Raw genomic sequence first — 20,798 nt, 5'->3', positions numbered from 1 at the left:
CCCCCCGACTCGGCACCTACCTCGGTCAATACCGAAACGTGTACCGATATGAAGACCATGATGCGCCACCATGCTAGCGGCGATTGAGGCGGGGAACTGTGGTTTAACTGACCGGGAGCGTGGCGGGTTGGGCAGCAAGTACAACGTAATTAACCGATCTGTCCACTTAGCCGAGAGCGGTCATTGGCTCGGATGTCCGCTCCCGTCCCCCCGCGCCGGGCTGCGGCTGGTGGCGATTCCACACGCCGGCGGCGGACCATCCTCGACACTGCCGCTCGCCGAGGCGCTGGCCCCGGAAATCGAGGTCTGGTCCGCCCAGCTGCCGGGCCGCGAGCGCCGGTACGACCAGCCCGCGGCCGACTCGATCGCGGCGGTCGCCGAGCCGCTCGCGATCGCAATGGCGGACCACGTTCCGCCGCCGTACGCCCTCTTCGGACACAGCATGGGGGCCCTGATCGCCTTCGAGGTCGCCCGGCGGCTGGCCGACATCCACGCCGCCGCCCCGGTCCGGCTCGTCGTCTCGGCCCACGCCGCCCCACACCTGCCCCGCGCCGGGACGCACCGGCACCTGCTGGACGACGAGGAGCTGCTGGCCTGGCTGGGTGACGTCGGCGGGGTGCCCGAGCCGGTCCTTCGCGACGGCGACCTGATGCGGCTGCTGCTCCCGACCCTCCGGACGGACCTGCGTGCCTGTGAGACGTACACGTTCCGGTCCGGTCCACCACTGGGTTGCCCGATCACCGCCCTCACCGGGATGACCGACCCCCAGGCCTCCGTCGACGACGTGGCGGCCTGGTCGCGGCACACGTCGGCCGATTTCGAGTTCCGTCCGCTGCCCGGTGGCCACTTCTACCAGCTCGATGACGGCTGGCCGGCCTTCGTCGGCGAACTGCGAACGGCGCTGGCCGGCGCCGCGACACCGCACGCGGTCACCACCGGTGGCGGTGCCGGCGGCATCGTCGACCTGATCACGAGGCAGGCCGCGCGCACCCCGGCGGCGGTGGCCGTGCGGGACGCGACCGCCCGGTGGTCGTACCGGGAACTGCTCGACCGGGCGTACCGGTGGAGCGCCGCGTTGCGCGCTGCGGGCGTGCGGCCGGGCCAGGTGGTGCCGGTCTACGCCGACCGCTCGATCGAGTTGCCCGCGGCGTTGATCGGCGTGCTGCTCGCCGGCGCCGCGTTCCTTCCGCTCGACCCGGCATACCCGGCCGAACGTCTCGGCTACATGCTCGCCGACAGCGGGGCCTCGGTCGTGGTGACCGAGCCCGGCCTGCTCGACCGGCTGCCCGGGTCCGGCCGGCCGCTGGTCACCGTCACGGTCGCCGACCTGCCCACCACCGCGCCCCGCGACGGTGGCCAGCACCGGCCCGACGCGGCGCCCGCCTACCTGCTCTACACCTCGGGATCGACCGGCGCTCCGAAGGGGACGCTGGTGCCGCACCGCGCGCTGGTCCGGCTCTGCACCGACTTCGCCCCCCGGCTCGGCCTGACCGGGTCGGACGTGGTGCTCGCCCAGACGCCGCTGTCGTTCGACATCTCGCTCGTGGAGTTGCTGCTCCCGCTCACGGTCGGCGCCAGCGTGCATCTGGTCGGCCGGCGGGTCGCCACGGACGGGGAGGAGTTGAGCGCCGAGATCCAGCGCGCCGGCGTCACGTTCGTGCAGGGCACCCCGACCACCCTCCGGATGCTGGTCGCCGCCGGATGGTCCGGTGGTCCACGGGTGACCGTCCTGTCCGGTGGCGAGGCGCTCCCTCGGGATCTCGCCGACCAGCTCACCACGCGCTCCCGCGCCCTGTGGAACGGGTACGGCCCGACCGAGACCGCGGTGTACTCCGTGGCCGAGCGGGTCGGTCCAGGACCGGTCACCATCGGCGTGCCGCTCGACGGCGAACGCGCCTACCTGCTGGACGAGCGGGGCGATCCGGTCCCGGACGGATCGACAGGTGAACTTCACCTCGGCGGGGACGGGCTCGCGCACGGATACCTGGGCCGGCCCGCGCTCACCGCGGAGCGGTTCGTGCCCGATCCGTTCGCTCCGCGGCCGGGCGCTCGCATGTACCGGACGGGCGACCTCGCCCGGCGCCGCCCGGACGGCCGGATCGAGTACCTCGGCCGGCTCGACCACCAGATCAAGCTGCGGGGACACCGGATCGAACCCGGGGAGATCGAGTCGGCGCTGCGCGGCCATCCCGGGGTACGCGACGCCGTCGCGGCACTCGCCGCCCGGGACGGCGACGGGGAGCCGCTGCTCTGCGCGTACCTGCTGCTCGACGGGCCCGGGTCGGGCGACCCCGGGGACCACGCCCGACCCGACCGGGAGGAACTGCGCCGCCACCTGCGCCGCACCCTGCCCGACTTCATGGTCCCGGCGCGGTTTCTCGTCCTCGACACCTTTCCGCTCACCCCGAGCGGAAAGGTCGACCGGGGTCGGCTCGGCGGCGGGACCCCGCTGGCCGGCCCCGGGCACGAACCCTGCCGGTCGGCGATCGAACAGGTCCTGGTCGGCCTCTGGCTGGACCTGATCGAGGTCGAGGAACTCGGGGTCACCGAATCCGTCTTCGCCGCGGGCGCCGATTCACTGCTGGCCATGCGCGCCGCCGCCATGCTGCGGGAGATCTTCCGAGCCCCGGTGGCGGTCCGGGACCTCTTCGAACTGACGACCGTCCGGGAACAGGCAGCACGTCTGGCCGGAGACAACCCGGCGGCGGAGGGTATCGCCGACCGACTGGTCCGGCTCGTCGCAGCCGGGACCGGAGAGGGATGACCGATGACCGAGCCGTCCCGCGCGCCGCTGCGCGGCCTGCTGCGCAATCCCGCGCTGCTGACCGCGCTGCACGGCGACAGTGACACCGCAAGCCCGCCCGCGAGCCCGGCGGCGACCGGCCCGGCGGGGATCGCCGCGCCGGGCCAGGAGCAGATCTGGTTCTTCGAGAAGCTCCACCCAGGCACCGCCGCGCACCAGGTCGGACTCCGGATCCGCGTCGACGGACCGCTCGACGTCGCGGCTCTCGACCGGGCGCTGGGCGCGCTTGTCGCCCGGCACGCGCCGCTGCGGACCGCCTTCGAAACCGTCGACGGCCGTCCCGTACCGGTGCCGGCGGCCGACGGCCCGGCCCCGGTGGTCGAGCGCGACCTCCGCGCGCTCGCCGACGACCAGCGCGACGCCGAGTGTGAACGGCTCGTCGCCGCGGAACTGGCGCGTCCTTTCGACCTGGGCCGCGGTCCGCTGCTGCGCACCCTGCTGCTGCGGCTGGCCGAGCGCGAACGGCTGTTGCTCGTGGTCGTGCATCACATCGCCGCGGACGGTCACTCACTGCCCGTGCTGCGAGCCGAACTGCTCGGACGGTACGCCGAGTTCACCACCGGGCAAGCGCGCCCGGCACCGGCACTCACCAGCACCTACTCCGACTTCGCCCGGTGGCAGCACGACCTGCTCCACACCTCGTCGGCAGCCGACGACCGGGCCTGGTGGCGGCGGGCCCTGGACCGGCTGCCGGCGCCCCTCGACCTCGGTCCGCTGGCCGACGCGGCGCCCCGCGACCGCCCGGAGCCGCACGAGGACGGCGCCGACGCGACGGCCGACCACCGGGGTGACGTGGTGCCGTTCGTGCTGCCGGCCGCCGCGGCGGACGCCGCCGAGCGTCTCGCGCGAGAGGAGCGCGCCTCGACGTTCATGGTGCTGCTGTCCGTCTTCGGCCTCCTGCTGCACCGCTTCAGCGGCGCCACCGACCTGGTGGTCGGCACCCCCACCGCTGGTCGGCTGCGGCCGGGAACCGAAAACCTCGTCGGTCACCTGGTGAACCTGCTGCCGTTGCGGTTGCGGCTCGCCCCGGATCCGACGCTGCGGGGCACGCTCGCGGATGTCCGCGGCCGCTGCCTCGACGCGTACGCCCACCAGGACCTGCCGTTCCACGACATCATCTCGGCGGTGGCACCCGAGCGGAGGCCGGGCGTACACCCGATCTTCCAGGCGGTGTTCGCCTCTCCACCGTCGCTGACCGGCACCGACCGGGTCGGTCCGACCACCTTCACCGCCGAGCCGGTGACCGCCCCGCACGCGCTCTACGACATCGAACTGCAGGTACCTGCCGGTGTCGGCGAACGCGTCGGCTACCTGCGGTACCGGACCACTCGCCTGTCCCGTGCCGGAGCGACCGAGCTGGCCCGCGAGTACCTGCTCCTGCTCGAACAGACGCTCGCCGCGCCGGACCGGCACCTGTCCAACCTGCCCCGGCTGGAGCCGGCCCGCTGGGAACGGGTGGTGGTGGAGTGGAACGCCACCCGCGTCGCGGCCGGCGCCGAGACCCTGACCACGCTCTTCGCGGGGTGGGTACGCCGGACGCCGGACGCCGAGGCCCTCCGGTTCGGCGACGCCCGCTACACCTACCGGCAACTCGACGCCGACTCCAATCGGCTCGCCCGCCACCTCGCCCGCCTCGGGGTCGGGCCGGACGACCGGGTCGGGCTCTGCCTGGACCGGGGAGCGGCCTGGATCGTCGGCGCTCTCGCGGCCCTCAAGCTCGGGGCCGGTTACCTGCCGCTGGACCCGGAGTATCCCGCGCAGCGGCGCCGGTACATGGCCCGTGACGCCGGCGCGCGCGTGGTGATCGTCGACCGGGCGACGCGCGACCGGTGGGCCGGGGCCGCGGCGGACGGTGAGTCGGCCGCGGCGGACGACGGGGCCGTCCTGGTCGACCTGACCCGCGCCGCCGCCGAGGTGACGGCGGAGTCCGCCGACCCGCTCCCTGCCACGGCCGTGCCGGACAGCCTCGCGTACGTGATGTACACCTCCGGATCCACCGGGCTGCCCAAGGGCGTGGCGGTGACCCACCGCAATGTGATCCGGCTGGTTCGCGACATCGACTACGTCGACTTCCGGCCGACCGACACCGTCGCGCAGACCTCCAACATCTCCTTCGACGCGGCGACATTCGAGGTGTGGGGGGCGCTGCTCAACGGCGCCCGCCTGGTGGGAGTGTCCGGGCCGGACGTCCTCGACCCGGCCCGGCTCGGCGAGCGGATCCGGGAACACGGGATGACCACCATGTTCCTCACCACCTCGCTCGCGATGCAGGTGCTCCGGGATCACCCGGAAGCGGTACGCCCGCTCCGGCACTTCGTCTTCGGCGGCGAGCAGCCCAACGTGCACGCGGTGCGATCCGCGCTGGCGCACGGCGCGCCGGAGAACCTCGTCAACGGGTACGGCCCCACCGAGACCACCACCTTCGCGGCGACCCACCGGTGCAACGAACTGCCCGCGGACGAGGTCCATGTGCCACTGGGCCGCCCCATTCGGGACGTGCGGCTGTACGTGCTGGACAGCTACCTCCAACCGGTCGCTCCCGGCCTGGTCGGTGAGCTGTTCGTCGGCGGCGACGGCGTCGCCCGCGGCTACGTCGGCAGACCGGCGCTCACCGCCGAACGGTTCATCCCGGACCACCTGGGTGACGAGCCCGGACGCCGCCTCTACCGCACCGGGGACCTGGCCCGGTACCGCCCGGACGGCACGGTGGAGTTTCTCGGCCGCTCGGACCGCCAGATCAAGATCCACGGTTTCCGGATCGAACCCGGCGAGATCGAGGATGTCCTGGACCGGTCCGGCCTGGTCCGCGCCGCGACGGTACAGCCCCGGCCGGACGCCACCGGGCAGGTCCGGCTGGTCGGCTACGCGGTCCCGGCCGGCCCGGAGGTCGATGAGACCGCCATCCGCGCCCACCTGCGGGACCGGCTGCCGAGCCACCTGGTGCCGACGTGGCTCGTGCTGCTGCCGGCCCTGCCGCTGACCGGCAACGGCAAGCTGGACGTCGCCGCCTTGCCGGACCCGGTCGATCTGCTCACGCCGGCGGCCGGCGGTGCCGCGCCGACCACCCCGACCGAGCAGGCGGTGGCGCAGGTCTGGCAACGGGTTTTGAACGTCACGCGGGTGACCCGCTCCGACGACTTCTTCCGGCTCGGCGGTCACTCGCTGAACGTCCTGGCGGCGGTGGCGGGCACGGGCGGCGCCCTCGGCGTCGAGGTACCGCTGCGGCTGCTCTTCGCGCATCCGACGCTTGCCGGCTTCGCCGCCGCGGTCGACGCCGTCGCCGCCGCGCCGCCCGGCGAGGCGGCGGGTGGCACCGGCGCCCCTTCCGGCGGCACCGACACGGACCCGGCGGACCGACGGGACGTGCGCGACCTGCTCGACGCCGTCGAGGCGATGTCCGACGACGACGTCGCCACCCTGATCCGGGAAAGGGGCTAGACCGGATGAACGCCGACATCCTGCGACGACTGCACGGGCTCGACGCGCGACGGCGCGCGGCGATGGCCGCCGTTCTGGCCGAACGCGGCGCCGACTACGACGCGCACCCGCTCTCCTCCGCCCAGCGCCGGCTGTGGCTGCTGGCCGAGATGTACCCCGCCTCGGCGGCCTACAACGTGCCGTACGCCTTCCGGCTCAGCGGGGCGGTGGATCCCGCGGCGCTCGACGCGGCTCTGGCGGACGTCATCCACCGGCACGCGGCGCTGCGTACGCTGTTCCTCTCCCTCGACGGCGAGCCCTGGCAGATCGTGCTCGACGCGCCGGTCGGGACGCTGCGGGTGGAGGAGCACCCGGGCGTCGCCTCCCACGAGCGGTCCGCCTTCGCCGCCGAGCAGGCGGCCATCGAGGCGGCGCTGCCGTTCGATCTGTCCACCGGCCCGCTGCTGCGCGCCCGGCTGCTGCGGTTCGACGCGACCGACGCGGTCTTCCTGCTCACCCTGCACCACATCGTCTGCGACGGCTGGAGCATGGGGATCGTCTTCGAGGAACTCGAGCAGTGCTACGCGGCACGGCTGGCCGGCGCGGGGCCGGCGGAACTGCCGGTGCCCGCGGTCCGTTACCCGGACCACGCGCGGTCGACCGCGACGCGGTTCGACCCGGACCGCCGGGCGAAGCTCCTGGCGCACTGGACGGCCGAACTCAGCGGCGCGCCGACCCTGCTGGAACTGCCGACGGACTGGCCCCGGCCAGCGGTGCCGTCGACGACCGGCGGCATGGAGTGGTTCGACTGGCCGGCCGAGATCGCCACCGCCGTGCGGACGTACGCGCGGCAGACGGGCACCACCCCGTTCGTCGTGCTGCTCGCGGCGTTCATGACGCTGCTGCGTCGCTACACCGGCCAGGACGACATCGTCATCGGCAGCCCGGTCGCCGGCCGGGACCGGGCCGACCTGGAACGGGTCGTGGGCTTGTTCATCAACATGCTCGCGCTGCGCGGCACCTTCGCGCCGGACACCACCTTCCGGTCGCTGACCGAGCAGATGCGCGAGCGGGTGCGAACCGCACAGATCCATCAGGACCTGCCGCTGGAACTGCTCGTCGACGCCCTCGGCCTGGAGCGCGACACCGCGCACCACCCGCTGTTCCAGGTGATGTGCGTGGTCCAGGACGCCGACGCCGCGCGGCTGCGGCTGGCCGGTCTGCGGATCGATGCGATCCGCAGCCACAGCGGCACCACCAAGTTCGACCTCGCGCTCGCCTGCACGGTACGGGAGGACGGCCTCCACGGCACCCTGGAGTACGACGACGGGCTCTTCGATCCGGAGACCGTCCGAGCCTTCCTCAGCCACCTGCGGTCCCTGCTCGCCGCGGCGCTGCGCGACCCGGACCGGCCGGTCGGCCGGCTGGCCGTCGTCAGCGCCGACGAGGAACGCCGGCTGCTGCGTGACGGCAACCGCACCGCCAGGTCGATCTTCGAGGACTGGACCGCGCCGGGCGGGGCGCGGCCCGGCCGCGAGCCGCTCGGGCACCGGCTGGTGGAACGCCAGGTGGACGCCACTCCGGACGCCGTCGCGGTCTCCGACGGCCGGCAGCGGCTCACCTACCGGCAGCTGGACCAGCGGGCCAACCGGCTGGCGCACGTGCTCGCCGCCCGCGGTGTCGGGCCGGACCGGGTGGTCGGCATCTGTCTCGACCGCGGGGTGGACGTCGCCGTCTGCGCGCTCGCGGTGTGGAAGGCCGGCGGCGCCTACCTTCCGCTCGACCTCGGCAACCCGCCCGAGCGGATCCGACACATGCTCGACGACGCAGGCGTCGACCTCGTCCTGACCAGCACCGGCGTGCGGGACCGGCTTCCGGCGCACATCCCCACGCTCTGTCCCGACGCCGCACCGGAACTCGCCGACGCCCCCGAACACCGGCCACCGGTCGACGTGGACCCGCGCAACCTCGCGTACGTCATCTACACCTCCGGCTCGACCGGCCTGCCGAAGGGGGTCATGGTCCCCCACCTGGGGATGTGCAACTTCGGCCGCACGATGGCCGGCATCACGGTCGCCGGGCCCGGCGACCGGATCCTGCAGTTCAGCTCCATCGGCTTCGACGCCTCGCTGTTCGACCTGCTGGTGTCCCTGACCACGGGCGCGGAACTGGTGTTCGCGCCGCGCGCGGCGCTGCAGCCCGGCGCGGACCTCGCCCACACCATCACCGAGAAGGGCATCACCATCATCACCCTGCCGGCCACCGTGACCGCGTTGATGCGCCCGGAGCAGGTCCCGCGGTTGCGGACCGTCGTGCTCGGCGGCGAGGTGTGCCCGCCGGACCTCGCCACCACCTGGGCGGCGGAGCGGATCCTGTTCAACGCGTACGGGCCGACCGAGGCCTCCGTGGCCACCACGATGGCCCGGTGCGCCGGTGGCGAGCAACGCGTACCGATCGGTGAGCCGTTCCCCGACGTCGACGTCTACGTCCTCGACGAGCTGATGCAGCCGGTGCCGCGGGGCGTGACGGGAGAGCTGTACATCGGCGGCATCGGTCTGGCCCGCGGCTACCTGCGCCGGCCCGCCCTGACCGCCGAGCGGTTCGTGCCGGACCCGTTCGGCGACCGGCCGGGCCAGCGGCTGTACCGCACCGGTGACCTGGTGCGGTACCGGCGCGACGGGCAGCTGGAGTACCTCAGCCGCGCCGACGGGCAGGTGAAGATCCGCGGCCTGCGGATCGAACTCGGTGAGATCCAGGCGGTGCTGGCCCGGCAACCGGGCGTACGCACCAGCATCGTCGGCACCTTCACCGAAGGTCCCGGTGACGTGCGGTTGGCCGCGTACCTGGTGCCGGAGCCGGGTTGCTCGCCCGAGCCGGCGGCACTGCGCCGCGAACTGCGCCGGGTGCTGCCCGAGTACATGGTGCCGGCCCGCTTCGTCACCGTCCCGGCGGTACCGCACACCCCGAACGGCAAGGCCGACCACGCCGCGCTGCTGCGGCTGCTGCGGGCCGACCCGGCCGGGTCGGCGGACCGGCCACAGACCGTGCCGCCACGAGGCGACCTGGAACGACGCGTCGCCGCGGTGTGGGCGGAGGTACTCGGGGTGGACCAGGTCGGCTGCTTCGACAACTTCTTCGACCTGGGCGGCAACTCGCTGCTCATCAGTCGCGTCCGGGTCCGCCTGGAGGACGAGTTGGGACGTCCGGTGCCCACCATCACGCTGTTCCGGCATCCGACCGTTGCCGACCTCGCCGCCGACCTCGCATCTTCCGCCGGCACGGACGGAGGCGGCGGCAACGGGTCCGGCGGCCCGGTCGCGCCGCCCGTGCGGGACGGCGGGCCGGCCTCGACCGGTGCCCGGATGCGGGGACGACAAGCCCTGCTCGATCGGTCCCGGAGGGTGTCGGGCCAGCACGACCGGAGGGCCGGCGATGCGTGACGACACGGGCTTCGTGGCGGAGCAGCCCGGACCCCGGCCGACGCCACCGGCGGCCGAGCTGTCCGGGCTGGAAATCGCGGTGGTCGGCATGGCGATCCGCGCCCCGGGAGCGGACGACCTCGACGCGTACGCGGAACTGGTGCGCACCGGCACCTCGGCGGTGCGGAGGTTCACCGCGGCGGAACTCGCCGCCGCCGGGGTGCCGGCCGACGAGGCGGCCCACCCCGACCACGTCGCCGCCGGCGGCGTACTGGCGGACGCGGAATGCTTCGACGCCGCCCTGTTCGGCTACTCCCCCCGCGACGCGTCCATCCTGGACCCGCAGCAGCGGGTCTTCCTCGAATGCGCCTGGCACGCCCTGGAGCACGCGGGGCACGCCGGTTCCGGCGGCGAGCGTCTGGTCGGTGTGTACGCCGCCGCGAGCATGAGCAGCTACCTGCTGCGGCACCTGCTGCCGAATCCCGCCGTGACCGCCGACGTCAGTGTCGACGAGTTGGTGCTCGCCAACGACAAGGACACCCTCGCCGCCCGGGTGGCGTACCACCTGGACCTGCGCGGGCCGGCGGTCAGCGTGCAGACGGCCTGCTCGAGTTCCCTGGTCGCCATCCACCTGGCCGGTCAGGCGCTCCTGGCCCGCGACTGCGACCTCGCGCTGGCCGGTGGGGTCTCCGTCCGGTTGCCGCAGACAGCCGGCTACCGGTACGTGCCCGGTGGGGTGCTGGCGCCGGACGGGGTGTGCCGCCCGTTCGACGAGGCGGCCGCCGGCACCGTCGGTGGCAACGGGGTCGGCGTCGTCGTGCTGCGCCGGCTCGTCGACGCGCTGGCGGACGGGGACACCGTGCACGCGGTGATCCGGGGCAGTGCCGTCACCAGCGACGGCGCGGCGCGGGTCGGGTTCACCGCACCGGGGGTGGCCGGGCAGGTCGCCGTGGTGCGCGGAGCGCACGAAGCGGCGGAGGTGGCTCCGGCGACCATCGGCTACGTCGAGGCGCACGGAACGGGGACGCCGCTCGGCGATCCGATCGAGGTCGCGGCGCTGACCGAGGCGTTCCGGGCCGGCGCGCCCCAGGGCACCGGCTGGTGCGCGCTCGGCTCGGTGAAAGCCGTGATCGGGCATCTGGACGTCGCGGCCGGCGTCGCGGGTTTCATCCGGGCCGTGCTCGCGGTCCGGGACGGCTGGATCCCGCCGAACCCGCACCTGGGAACCCCGAGTCCCGCCCTGGAGCTGGCCCGGTCACCGTTCCGCCTGCCGGTGCGCCCGGAGCTCTGGCCGGACGACCGCCACCCGCGGCGGGCCGGCGTCAGCTCCTTCGGAATGGGCGGCACCAACGCCCACATCGTCATCGAGCAGCCCCCCGCGGCGACCGGGCGTACGCCCGCGGCGCGCCCGCACGAGGCGCTGCTGCTGTCCGCCGCTTCCGCGTCGGCCCTCGACGCGCACCGGCAGCGGTTGGCGGACTTCCTGGCCGCCCGGCCCGGCCTCGCCCTCGGGGACGTCGCCTACACCCTGCACACCGGACGGCGTGCGCTTGCCCACCGGATGGCGGTGGTCTGCGCCGACCCGGCCGACGCCGCCGGCGCACTGGCCGCCGAGGCGCCGGCGGCTCGTGACACGGTGACCGGCGGCGCGCCCGAGGTGGTCTTCCTCTTCCCGGGGCAGGGTGCCCAACATGCCGGCATGGGTGCCGGGCTGTACCGCCACGAACCCCGCTTCCGCAGCGAGTTCGACAGGTGCGCCGAACTGCTCCGGCCGCACCTGGACAGCGATCCACGCACCCTGCTCGGCTTCGACCGGCCGGCGGACGAGGCCGGCGGCGGGAGGCACCTGCTGACCCAGACCCGCTACGCGCAGCCGCTGCTGTTCTGCGTCGAGTACGCGCTCGCCCGGTGGTGGCGCGCGCGGGGCGTGTCGGCCCGCACCATGCTCGGGCACAGCGTCGGGGCGTACGTCGCCGCGTGCCTGGCCGGCACCATGCGGCTCGCCGACGCGCTCGCCGCCGTCGCCGCCCGCGGCCGGTTGATGCAGGGGCTGCCGGCCGGAGCGATGCTCTCGGTGACGCTGCCGGCCGACGACGCCCGGGACCTGGCCGACCTCGTTGCCCGCCGGCAGGGCCTGGTGGGCCAGCTCGCGCTCGCCGCCGCGAACGCGCCCGACCTCAGCGTGCTGTCCGGCCCGGTGCGGGCCGTGGACGCGCTCGCCGCCGAGCTGGCGGCCCGCTCGATCCCCCACCGGCGGCTGCGCACCTCGCACGCGTTCCACTCGCCGATGATGGACCCGATCCTCGACGAGTTCGGCGAGGTCATGTCCGGTTTCACCCTTCGACCTCCGGACCTGCCGTTCATCTCCGACCTGACCGGCGAGCCCATCACGCCCGCCGAGGCGACCGATCCCGACTACTGGGTCCGCCACCTGCGGGAGCCGGTGCGGTTCTCGGACGGGCTGCGCACCGTGCTCGCCACCGGGCACCAGGTACTGCTTGAGGTCGGTCCCGGCACCGTGCTCACCACCCTGGCGCGTCGGCAGGACCTCGCGTCCGGCGGGCACGTCGCGGTCAACTCGCTCCCCCACCCGGACTCGGCGACGCCGGAGACCGCCGCGATCCTCGCCGCGGTCGGCCGTTGCTGGACCGCCGGCGTTCCGGTCGCGCCGGTCGACGCCGCCGACGGCGCCCGACGCCGGGTGCCCCTGCCGGGTTACCCGTTCGCCCGGCAACGCCACTGGGTGGTGGCGCCGGCCGGCGACGGCGGCACCGTGGTCGCCCCCGCCGCGGACGGTGCGGAGCGGGGCGCGGCCCCCGGCTGGCTGACGTCCCCGCAGACCGACGCCCCCGCCGCGGCGGAACCCGACCACGCCGGCGGGGACGGGTACCCGGAGGAGGAACTGGTCGCCGCCGTCTGGCGCCAGATGCTCGGCGTCGACGCGGTCGGCCGGCACGACAACTTCTTCGAGCTGGGCGGCCATTCGCTGCTCGCCACCCAGGTCCTGGCCCGGATCCGGCAGGCCACCGGCGTGGACCTGCCGACCGGTGTGATCTTCACCTGCCCGACCGTCGGTGAACTCGCCGCCGAGGTGCGCCGGCTGGCCGCAGCGCCGGAGGAGGACGACGAGGACCTCGCCGCGCTGCTTGCCGAACTCGGCGAGTTCTCGCCGGAGGCCCAGGCGGCCGAACTCGAACTCATCCGCAAGGCGCGAGGGGAGCATCCGGCGTGAGCACCGACCTCATGCGACAGCTCGGCGAGCTCACCGCCGACGAGCGGCGGCTGCTGTTGAGGCGGCTGCGCCAGGGCCGCGATGGCGGCGGCGACCGGCCGGGCACATCGGCCGACGGCAGCCGGTCGCTGGCGTCGGCGCAGGAGCGGCTCTGGTTCCTCGACCAGCTCGATCCGGGCGACCCGGTGTACGCGATCCCCTTCGCGCTGCGGATCACGGGCCCGCTGGATCCGGACGCGCTGCGGGACGCCGTCAACCAGGTCGTCGACCGTCACGACGCGCTCCGGACGACGTTCCGGGCGGTGGCCGGACAGCCCCGGCAGGTCGTGCACGACCGGTTGCCGATCCCCGTGCCCCGCACCGATCTGCGGCAACTCGCCGAGCCGGACCGGACGGCGCGGACCCGCGAACTCGTCGCGCAGCACTGCCGGCACCGGTTCGTCCTCACCGAAGGGCCGCTGCTGGCGGCCCGGCTGCTCACCCTCGCCGATGACGACCACCTGCTGCTGGTGACCGTCCACCACATCGTCTTCGACGGCTGGTCCACCGCGATCTTCACCGCCGACCTGGCGGCCTGCTACGCCGCCGCAACCGCCGGGCGGGCGGCCGAGCTGCCACCCCTACCGGTCCGCTACGCCGACTGGGCCGACCGGGAACGCCGGCTGGTCGACGGCCCGGCCGTCGCCGACCAGCTCGACTGGTGGCGTGACCGGCTCTCGGGCGCACCGGCGCTGTCGACGTTCGCCGCCGACCGGCCCCGCGGCGCCGCGGCCGTGGATGACGTCCCGGACGGTGACGGTGGCCCGCCGCCCGGCAGCCCCAGCGACACGAGCGGCCACGGCCAGCGGCCGGTCCACTTCCCCGCCGGGCTGGCCGCCCGGCTCGGCGCCCTCGCCCGCCAGCACGGGACCACCGTGAACACCGTCCTGCTGTCCGGCTTGGCCGCGCTGCTGTACCGGCACACCGGGCAACCGGACATCCTCCTCGGCACCCCGGTGGCCGGCCGCACCACGGCCGAGGTCGAGCCGATGATCGGCTGCTTCGCCAACACCGTCGTGCTCCGGATCGACCTGACCGGTGACCCCGACGTCGGCGAACTGATCAGACGCACCCATCGCACCGTCGGTGACGCGTACGCCCGCCAGGATGTGCCCTACGTCCGAGTGGTCGAGGCGGTCGCGCCCCCACGGGATCCCGGGCACAACCCGCTGTTCCAGATCATGTTCAGCGTGACCGCGCTCGGCGAGGAGTCGCACCGGGCCGGGCCGGTCACCATGCGGCCCGAGCCGGTGGAGGGCTTCGCCACCGACTTCGACCTCTTCTTCGCGCTCACCGACGGCGCCGACGGCATCGCCGGGACCGCCGGCTACGACGCCAGGCTGTTCCTGCCCGGCACGGTCGACACGATCGTGGCGAGGCTGGCCGCCGTCCTCACCGACTTCGCCGAGCACCCGGAGCTCACGCTCGACCGGCTCCCGAGCCTGCGCCGGCGCCGGATCACCGTCGCCGCTTCCTTCACCGGCGAACCGGTCCGCGCGCCGCTGCGGTTCTGGTGCGACTTCCTGCGGGTGCCGGCCGAGATCGGACTGAAGCAGTACGGCGAGGTTCTTCCGCACCTGCTCGCCGGCGACGCCGCCCCCGACGGGACGGTGTGCCTGCTGCGGTGGGAGGACTGGTTGCGGCACGGCGACGAGGTCGCCCCGCAGCCGGCGACGGAGCTGCTCGACCGGGTCGTCGCCGACCTCGGGACGGCGCTCGCGGCGCTGCGCGGCCGGACCGCCGCACCGGTGCTGGTCGGGCTCTGCCCGCCCTCCGCGGCGTACGCCGGGCAGCCCTGGACCCGGCTGTTCGCCCGACTCGACGACGAACTCGCGCGGATCTGCCGGCAGCTACCCGATGTCACGTTCCTTCCGCCCGCCGCGTGGAGCGGCCGCTATCCGGTCGCCGCGATCCACGACCCGCAGGGCGACAAGCTGGGACAGGTCCCGTACACCGCGGACTTCTTCGCCGCGATCGGCACGGTGGTCGCCCGCGAGCTCGCGCGGTGCTGGACCCCACCGCTGGCGGGGGTCGTCGTCCAGGACGGTGCCGTGCCAGCGGCGGAGCTGAGCCGGCTCCGCGACCGGCAGGCTCGCCACGGCCGTTCCGTGGTCGCCGCCACCGGCGCCGACGGTGTCGCCGAGGCGGTCGCTGCCCGGGTCGCCGCGGGCGACGATCCCGCCGCTCTGCTGGTGCTCGCCCAGGATCGGGCGACCGCCCGGCAGGTGGCCGCCCGGTTCCCGACGGCCCTTGTGGTCGCGGTCCCGGCCGGCAACGCCAGCCGCTTCCTCGCCGGGCTGTGGCCGCTGGACGGGCCGGCCGGCGAGACCACTCCCGGACCGGCGGCCGCGCTTGACGCGGGCAGGCTGGAGTACCTGGCCGCACGGCTCGACGACGCCGCCAGGGTGGCCGGCCGGTGTCGACCCGCCGCCCGGTCGCCGCGCGACACCGCCGAGCCGCCGGTCGCCGCCCGGACCGCCACCGAGCGGCGGCTGGCCGCGCTCTGGTCCCAGGTGTTGCCCGGCGCCACCGCCGGCGTACACGACGATTTCTTCGCCGCCGGCGGTCATTCACTGCTCGCCGTCGGGCTGCTGTCGGCGGTGCAGACCGAGTTCGGCCGCCAGGTGGCGCTGCCGGCCTTCTTCGCCGGCCCGACGATCGCTCAGCTCGCCGAGGTGCTCGACGGCGGCGGTGAGACGCTGGAGCCGATCCCGGTGCTGCCGCGCGGTGGCGACCTGGTGCCGTCGTCCACGCAGCGCCGGCTCTGGGCCGTCGCCCAGCTCGGCGACGACCCCACCCGGCACAACATCACCTTCGCCGCCGTCCTGCGTGGCCGGCTCGACGAGGAGATGCTGCGTCGGGCCGTCGACACCGTCGTGGCTCGTCACGAGATCCTCCGGGTGACCTTCGGTGACCGCGACGGCTCACCGGTGCTGATCGTCCACGACCGGGTCGACTGCTGGCTGCCGACGGTCGACCTCCGCGACGGGCACGGTTCGCAGCGGGACCGGGCGGTCCGGGCGCAGCTCGACGGGTTCGTGGGCCACCGGTTCGACCTGGCTGCCGGGCCGCTGCTGCTGTGCCGGCTGGTCCGCACCGCGGCGGACGAGCACTGGCTGCTGGTCGGCATCCACCACATCGTCTCCGACCACTGGTCCTGGGGCATCTTCCTGCGTGAGCTGGCCACCTGCTACGCGGCCGAGGTCGCACCGCAGGCGGGCGCCGCGGACGCTCTCGCCCCGTTGCCGGCGCAGTTCGCCGACGTGGCGGCCTGGCGGGACGGGCGCGAGCGACAGGCATTCGACCGGTACGCCGACTACTGGCGGAACCGGCTCGCCGGCGCTCCGGCGACCCTGACCCTGCCGACCGACCGGCCCCGCCCCGCCGTCCGGTCCGACCGGTCCGCCAGGGCGGTGCGAACCTTCGACGTCGCGATCGGGACCGGCCTGCGGGCGCTCGTCGCCCAGGAGGGCGCCACCCTGTTCCACGCGGCGCTTGCCGGGTTCGCGGCGCTGCTGGCGGAGCGGGCGGGACAGGCGGAGGTGGTCTTCGGTACGCCGGTCTCCGGCCGCGACCGCCCCGAGCTCGACGACCTCATCGGCTACTTCGCGGATCTGCTGCCGATCCGGGTCGACCTGGCCGGCCGACCCACCTTCCGCGAGCTGGTACGCCGGGTACGAGCTGTCGTGCTCGACGCCTACGCCCACGAGTTGCCGTTCGCGGCGATCGTCGACGCGGTCCGTCCGCCCCGGAACGCCGCTCACCACCCGGTCTTCCAGTGCCTGTTCAACGTGGTGGACGCCCCCGACTCGGAGCTGACGCTGCCCGGGCTCACCGTGCAGCCGGTGGACGTCCCGCCGACCGGCATCGATTTCGACCTCTTCCTCACCCTCTCCTGGCGCGCGGGCGAGCCGGGGGCCCCGCAGCAGCTGCACGCGACCCTCGACCACCGGACCGACATCTTCGATCCGGGCACGGCCGACCGGCTCCTGGGCGACCTGGCGGAGCTGCTCGCCGCCGCGCTCGCCGATCCGGACCGGCCGGCGGCCGTCGCCGGTGGGTCCGGGCCACCGGAGCGCGCCCGGTCACCGCAGGACCACCCCGTACCCCCGGCGGACGCGCCGGTGCGTGACGCTCGACCGAGGGTGACCGTCGCCGCCTCGTTCACCGCGGACCCGCTACGGGACGCGGCCCGCCACTGGCTCGGCCGGTTGGATCCGCCCGCCGAGCTCGAGTTCGGACCGTACGCCCAGGTGTTCCAGCAGCTCCTCGACCCGGAGGCGGCGCTCGGCCGGAACCCGGATGGGGTCAACGTGCTGGCCGTCCGGTGGGAGGACTGGCTGCGGGGACGGCCGACCGACGCGCCGGGCGACCTGCCGGCCGCGGCCAACACCCTGGAGACGCAGCTGTACGAGCTCGCCGGCGCGGTGGGCGCCTTCCGCGACCGCACCGAGGCGCCGCTGACCGTCCTGCTCTGCCCCGCGTCCGCCCGGTTCCGGGTTCCGCCGTGGTCGGGGCTGCTCACCGCGATGGACCGGCGGCTCGCCACCCTGCTGTCCCGACACCCTCGGGTGCGGGTCCTGCGGGTGGCCGCCGAGTTCCGGCGGTACGCGGTGGAGGTGGCCGATGATCCGGTCGGCGAGCAGTGGGGCCACCTCCCGTACACGCCGGAGGCCTTCGCGGTCCTCGGCACGGTGGTCGCCCGCGAGGCCTACCAGTGGTGGGACCGGCCCACCCCGCAGTGGCCGGCCGACGCGGCGGCCGCCGTACGGGCCAGCTCGGCCGGCGCCTCGGCGGGCGGGTCGCCGAACGGGCGCCCCGGCACCCACCAGGCCCCGCGCGACGAGCGGGAACGGTCGCTGGCCGCCATCTACGCCGAGCTGCTACAGGTCGAACAGGTCGGGATCACCGACTCGTTCTGGGACCTGGGCGGTGACTCGATGGTGGCCATCCAGGTCGTGTCACTGGCGGCCCGGGCGGGGATCACGATCACACCACGCCAGATCCTCAGCCATCCCACCGTCGCCGAACTGGCGGCCCTCGCCGATCCGGCCGCGCGGCCCGCGCCGTCGCGGCCGGGCGGACCCCCGGCCGGCGAGCTGCCACTGACCCCACCCCAGCACTGGTTCTTCGCCGAGTTGGCCCCGGGACTGGGCAACGTCGCGCACTTCAACCACCCGTACGACCTGACGCTGCGCCGGCCGGTCGAGCCGGCGCACCTGCGCGCCGCGCTGGCGGCTGTGGTCCGACGGCACGACGCGTTGCGGGCCCGGTTCCGGTACGACGGGACGTCCTGGCGGCAGGGGTACGGCCCGGCGGCGGAGAGCGTCGCGTTCGACAGCCACGACCTGACCGGTCTGTCGCCGGTCGAGCGCGCCGCCGCGATCGACCGCATCGCCACCGACTGCCAGTCCGGCCTGGACCTGGCCGACGGTCCGCTGGTCCGCGCCGCGCACTTCCGCCTCGGCGGGGACGAGCCGGACCGGCTGCTCGTGGTCAACCACCACCTGGTTGTCGACGCCATGTCGCGGGGCGTGCTTCTCACCGACCTGCAGTCGGCGTGCGAGCACCTGGCGGCCGGGAGGGAACCGGACCTGCCTCCGGTCGGTACGACCTACCTGGAGTGGGCCGAACGGCTGGCCGGGTACGCGGATGACCCCGCGGTGACCGGGCAGCTCGACTTCTGGCTCGGCCAGGACGCCGAAGCCGCCGCCCGGCTGCCCGTCGACCATCCTGACGGGGTCACCACCTTCGCCAGCAGCCGCACCCTGCACGCGGACCTGGACGAGGAGGAGACGGTCCGGCTGCGGCAGGTCGCCCGCCGCCTGGGCGGCAAGCTCGGTGACCTCCTCGCCGCGGTCACCGCGTGCGTGCTCGCCGACTGGACCGGCGACGCCGGCTGCGCGCTGGCCATGGCGGCCCACGGCCGCGCCGACCTGTTCGACGACGTCGACCTGACCCGCACGGTCGGCTGGTTCCAGGTCTACTACCCGCTGCGCCTCGACGTGCCCCGGACCCGGAACGCGGCCCGGCTGCCCGCCGTGCTCCGGCAGCTCGCCGCGGTGCCCGGCAACGGAGTCGGCCACGGGCTGCTGCGCTACTGCCACCCCGACGCCGGCCTGCGGGCGCGGCTCGCCGCGCTGCGGCCGCCCCAGGTCACCTTCAACTACATGGGCGATTTCAGCTTCGCCGGCACCCCCACCGGCACCGATCTCTTCGACGTGCCCGACGACCCGGCCGGGCCGGCCCAGGATACCGGTGGACGGTGGCCGTACCTGATAGATGTAGTGCCATCCATCGTTGATCGCAGGCTCGGCGTCGACGTCAACTACAGCGCGAACGTACACCGCCGGGAAACGATCGAACGGCTACTCGCCCGCCTCGTCGAGGCGATCAGGGATCTCAGCCGGGCGGACCACCTCGCCGTCGAGGCGGATCGGGAAGGACAGTGCACGACATGACAGTCAAGCGGCCGGCAGGCTTCGCCGCGTTCACCATCCTCTGGGCGGGACAACTGGTGTCCACCCTCGGCACCCGGATGACGAACTTCGCGCTCAGCATCTGGATCTGGCAGGAGACCGGGCGTGCCTCCGACCTGGCACTCATGACGTTCTGCGCGTTCGCGTCGACCGTCCTGTTCAGCCCGATCGCCGGCGCTCTCATCGACCGGTGGCGGCGGCGGCTCACGATCGCGCTCAGCGATGCCGGCGCGGCGGTCTTCACCCTGCTGCTGCTGGTGCTCTTCCTCGCCGACGCGGTGCAGGTGTGGCACCTGTACCTGGTGAACCTGGCGACCGGGGCGTTCCTGGCGTTCCAGGTTCCGACCTACTCGGCCACGGTCGCGCTGATGATGGAGAAGCAGCACTACCCGCGGGCGAACGCCATGCTGTCGCTGGCCCGCTCGGTGCCGGGAATCTTCGCTCCGGCCGCCGCCGCGGCGGTCCTGGCCGCCGGCAGCGTCGAGACGGTGCTGCTCATCGACGTCCTGTCCTGTGCGGTCGCACTGGTCACTGTGGTTCTCGTGGCGATCCCCCAGCCGCCCCGGCAGGAGAAGCACCTCCGGGTCGGCATCTGGCGCGACTCGCTGCACGGCTTCGGGTACATCCGCCGCCGACCCAGCCTGCTGGCGCTACAGGGCATCCTCTTCTCGATCGGGCTCTTCGCGGCGATGGGGTGGATCCTGCTCACACCGATGGTCCTGGCCCGCACCGACAACAACGAATCGGCGGTGGCCACGGTCCTCTCGATCGGCGCCGTCGGCGGTGTCGTCGGCGCCACCGTGCTCGGCGTGCTCAAACCCACCCGCCGCAAGATGCTGCGACTGCTCACCGCGATCATCGTCTTCAGCCTGCTGGGCCGGGTCCTGCTCGGAACCGGCGACTCCCTCGTGATCTGGGCGTTCGCCTGGAGCTGCGCCTGGTTCTGCATCCCGTTCATCGACGGGTACGGCGAGTCGATCTGGCAGGAGAAGGTCTCCCCGACGGAGCAGGGCCGGGTGTTCGCGACCCGGCAGCTCATCGACAACCTCGCGGTGCCGATCGCTCTCGGCGTCGCCGGTCCGCTCGCGGACTTCGTCCTCGAACCCGCGATGGCGGAGGGCGGGAGCCTCGCCACGGTCTTCGGCGGCCTGGTCGGCACCGGGCCCGGAGCCGGGATGGCGTTGATCTTCTTCGTCACCGGACTGCTCGGCGTGGGGGTCGCGATCGCCGGATTCGCGGTACGCCGGGTCCGTGACGTGGAGAGCCTGGTCCCCGATCACGACGCGCCCGAGCCCACCGAACCGGTCCCGGCCGGCCCGGGGCCGGACGAGCCGACCCTCGACGATCCGGTCGAGGGCGACCCGGCGGCGCGGCCCGCCCGCTCCGCGGCCCTGGACTGACCGCTCGAT

At 74.2% G+C, this 20,798-nt stretch carries 6 protein-coding genes; all 6 read left to right on the top strand.

What is annotated here, in order from left to right; all coding sequences use genetic code 11:
• The first annotated feature begins 229 nt into the window (after positions 1 to 229).
• From ABTW87_RS03065 to ABTW87_RS03040, 6 genes are read left to right on the top strand one after another with little or no spacing between them, the layout of a single operon-like run.
• A complete protein-coding gene (locus tag ABTW87_RS03065; protein WP_350647956.1) occupies positions 230 to 2,764 on the top strand; it encodes an amino acid adenylation domain-containing protein in 2,535 nt (844 codons plus the stop codon).
• A 3-nt stretch (positions 2,765 to 2,767) separates the two neighbouring features.
• A complete protein-coding gene (locus ABTW87_RS03060) occupies positions 2,768 to 6,241 on the top strand; it encodes a non-ribosomal peptide synthetase (protein ID WP_350647954.1) in 3,474 nt (1,157 codons plus the stop codon).
• A gap of 5 nt (positions 6,242 to 6,246) precedes the next feature.
• The gene (locus tag ABTW87_RS03055) at positions 6,247 to 9,660 is read left to right on the top strand and encodes a non-ribosomal peptide synthetase (RefSeq protein ID WP_350647953.1); all 3,414 of its coding nucleotides are present in this window, start codon (positions 6,247 to 6,249) and stop codon (positions 9,658 to 9,660) included.
• Positions 9,653 to 12,871, top strand: coding sequence for a type I polyketide synthase (locus tag ABTW87_RS03050; RefSeq protein WP_350647951.1), 3,219 nt, complete (start codon positions 9,653 to 9,655; stop codon positions 12,869 to 12,871). The genes ABTW87_RS03055 and ABTW87_RS03050 overlap by 8 nt, the downstream gene beginning before the upstream one ends.
• Positions 12,868 to 19,371, top strand: a complete 6,504-nt coding sequence (locus ABTW87_RS03045) for a condensation domain-containing protein (protein ID WP_350647949.1) — start codon at positions 12,868 to 12,870, stop codon at positions 19,369 to 19,371. The genes ABTW87_RS03050 and ABTW87_RS03045 overlap by 4 nt, the downstream gene beginning before the upstream one ends.
• Positions 19,368 to 20,789 carry an MFS transporter gene (locus ABTW87_RS03040; protein WP_350647947.1) on the top strand — a complete coding sequence of 474 codons (1,422 nt, stop codon included), beginning with the start codon at positions 19,368 to 19,370 and terminating at the stop codon, positions 20,787 to 20,789. The genes ABTW87_RS03045 and ABTW87_RS03040 overlap by 4 nt, the downstream gene beginning before the upstream one ends.
• Positions 20,790 to 20,798: the final 9 nt, after the last annotated feature.

It is taken from the genome of Micromonospora sp. NPDC126480 (assembly GCF_040302465.1).
In the GTDB taxonomy this organism is placed as follows: Bacteria; Actinomycetota; Actinomycetes; order Mycobacteriales; family Micromonosporaceae; genus Micromonospora.
The sequence above is the reverse complement of the archived record's forward strand: the minus strand, read 5'-3'. Positions and strand labels throughout refer to the sequence as shown.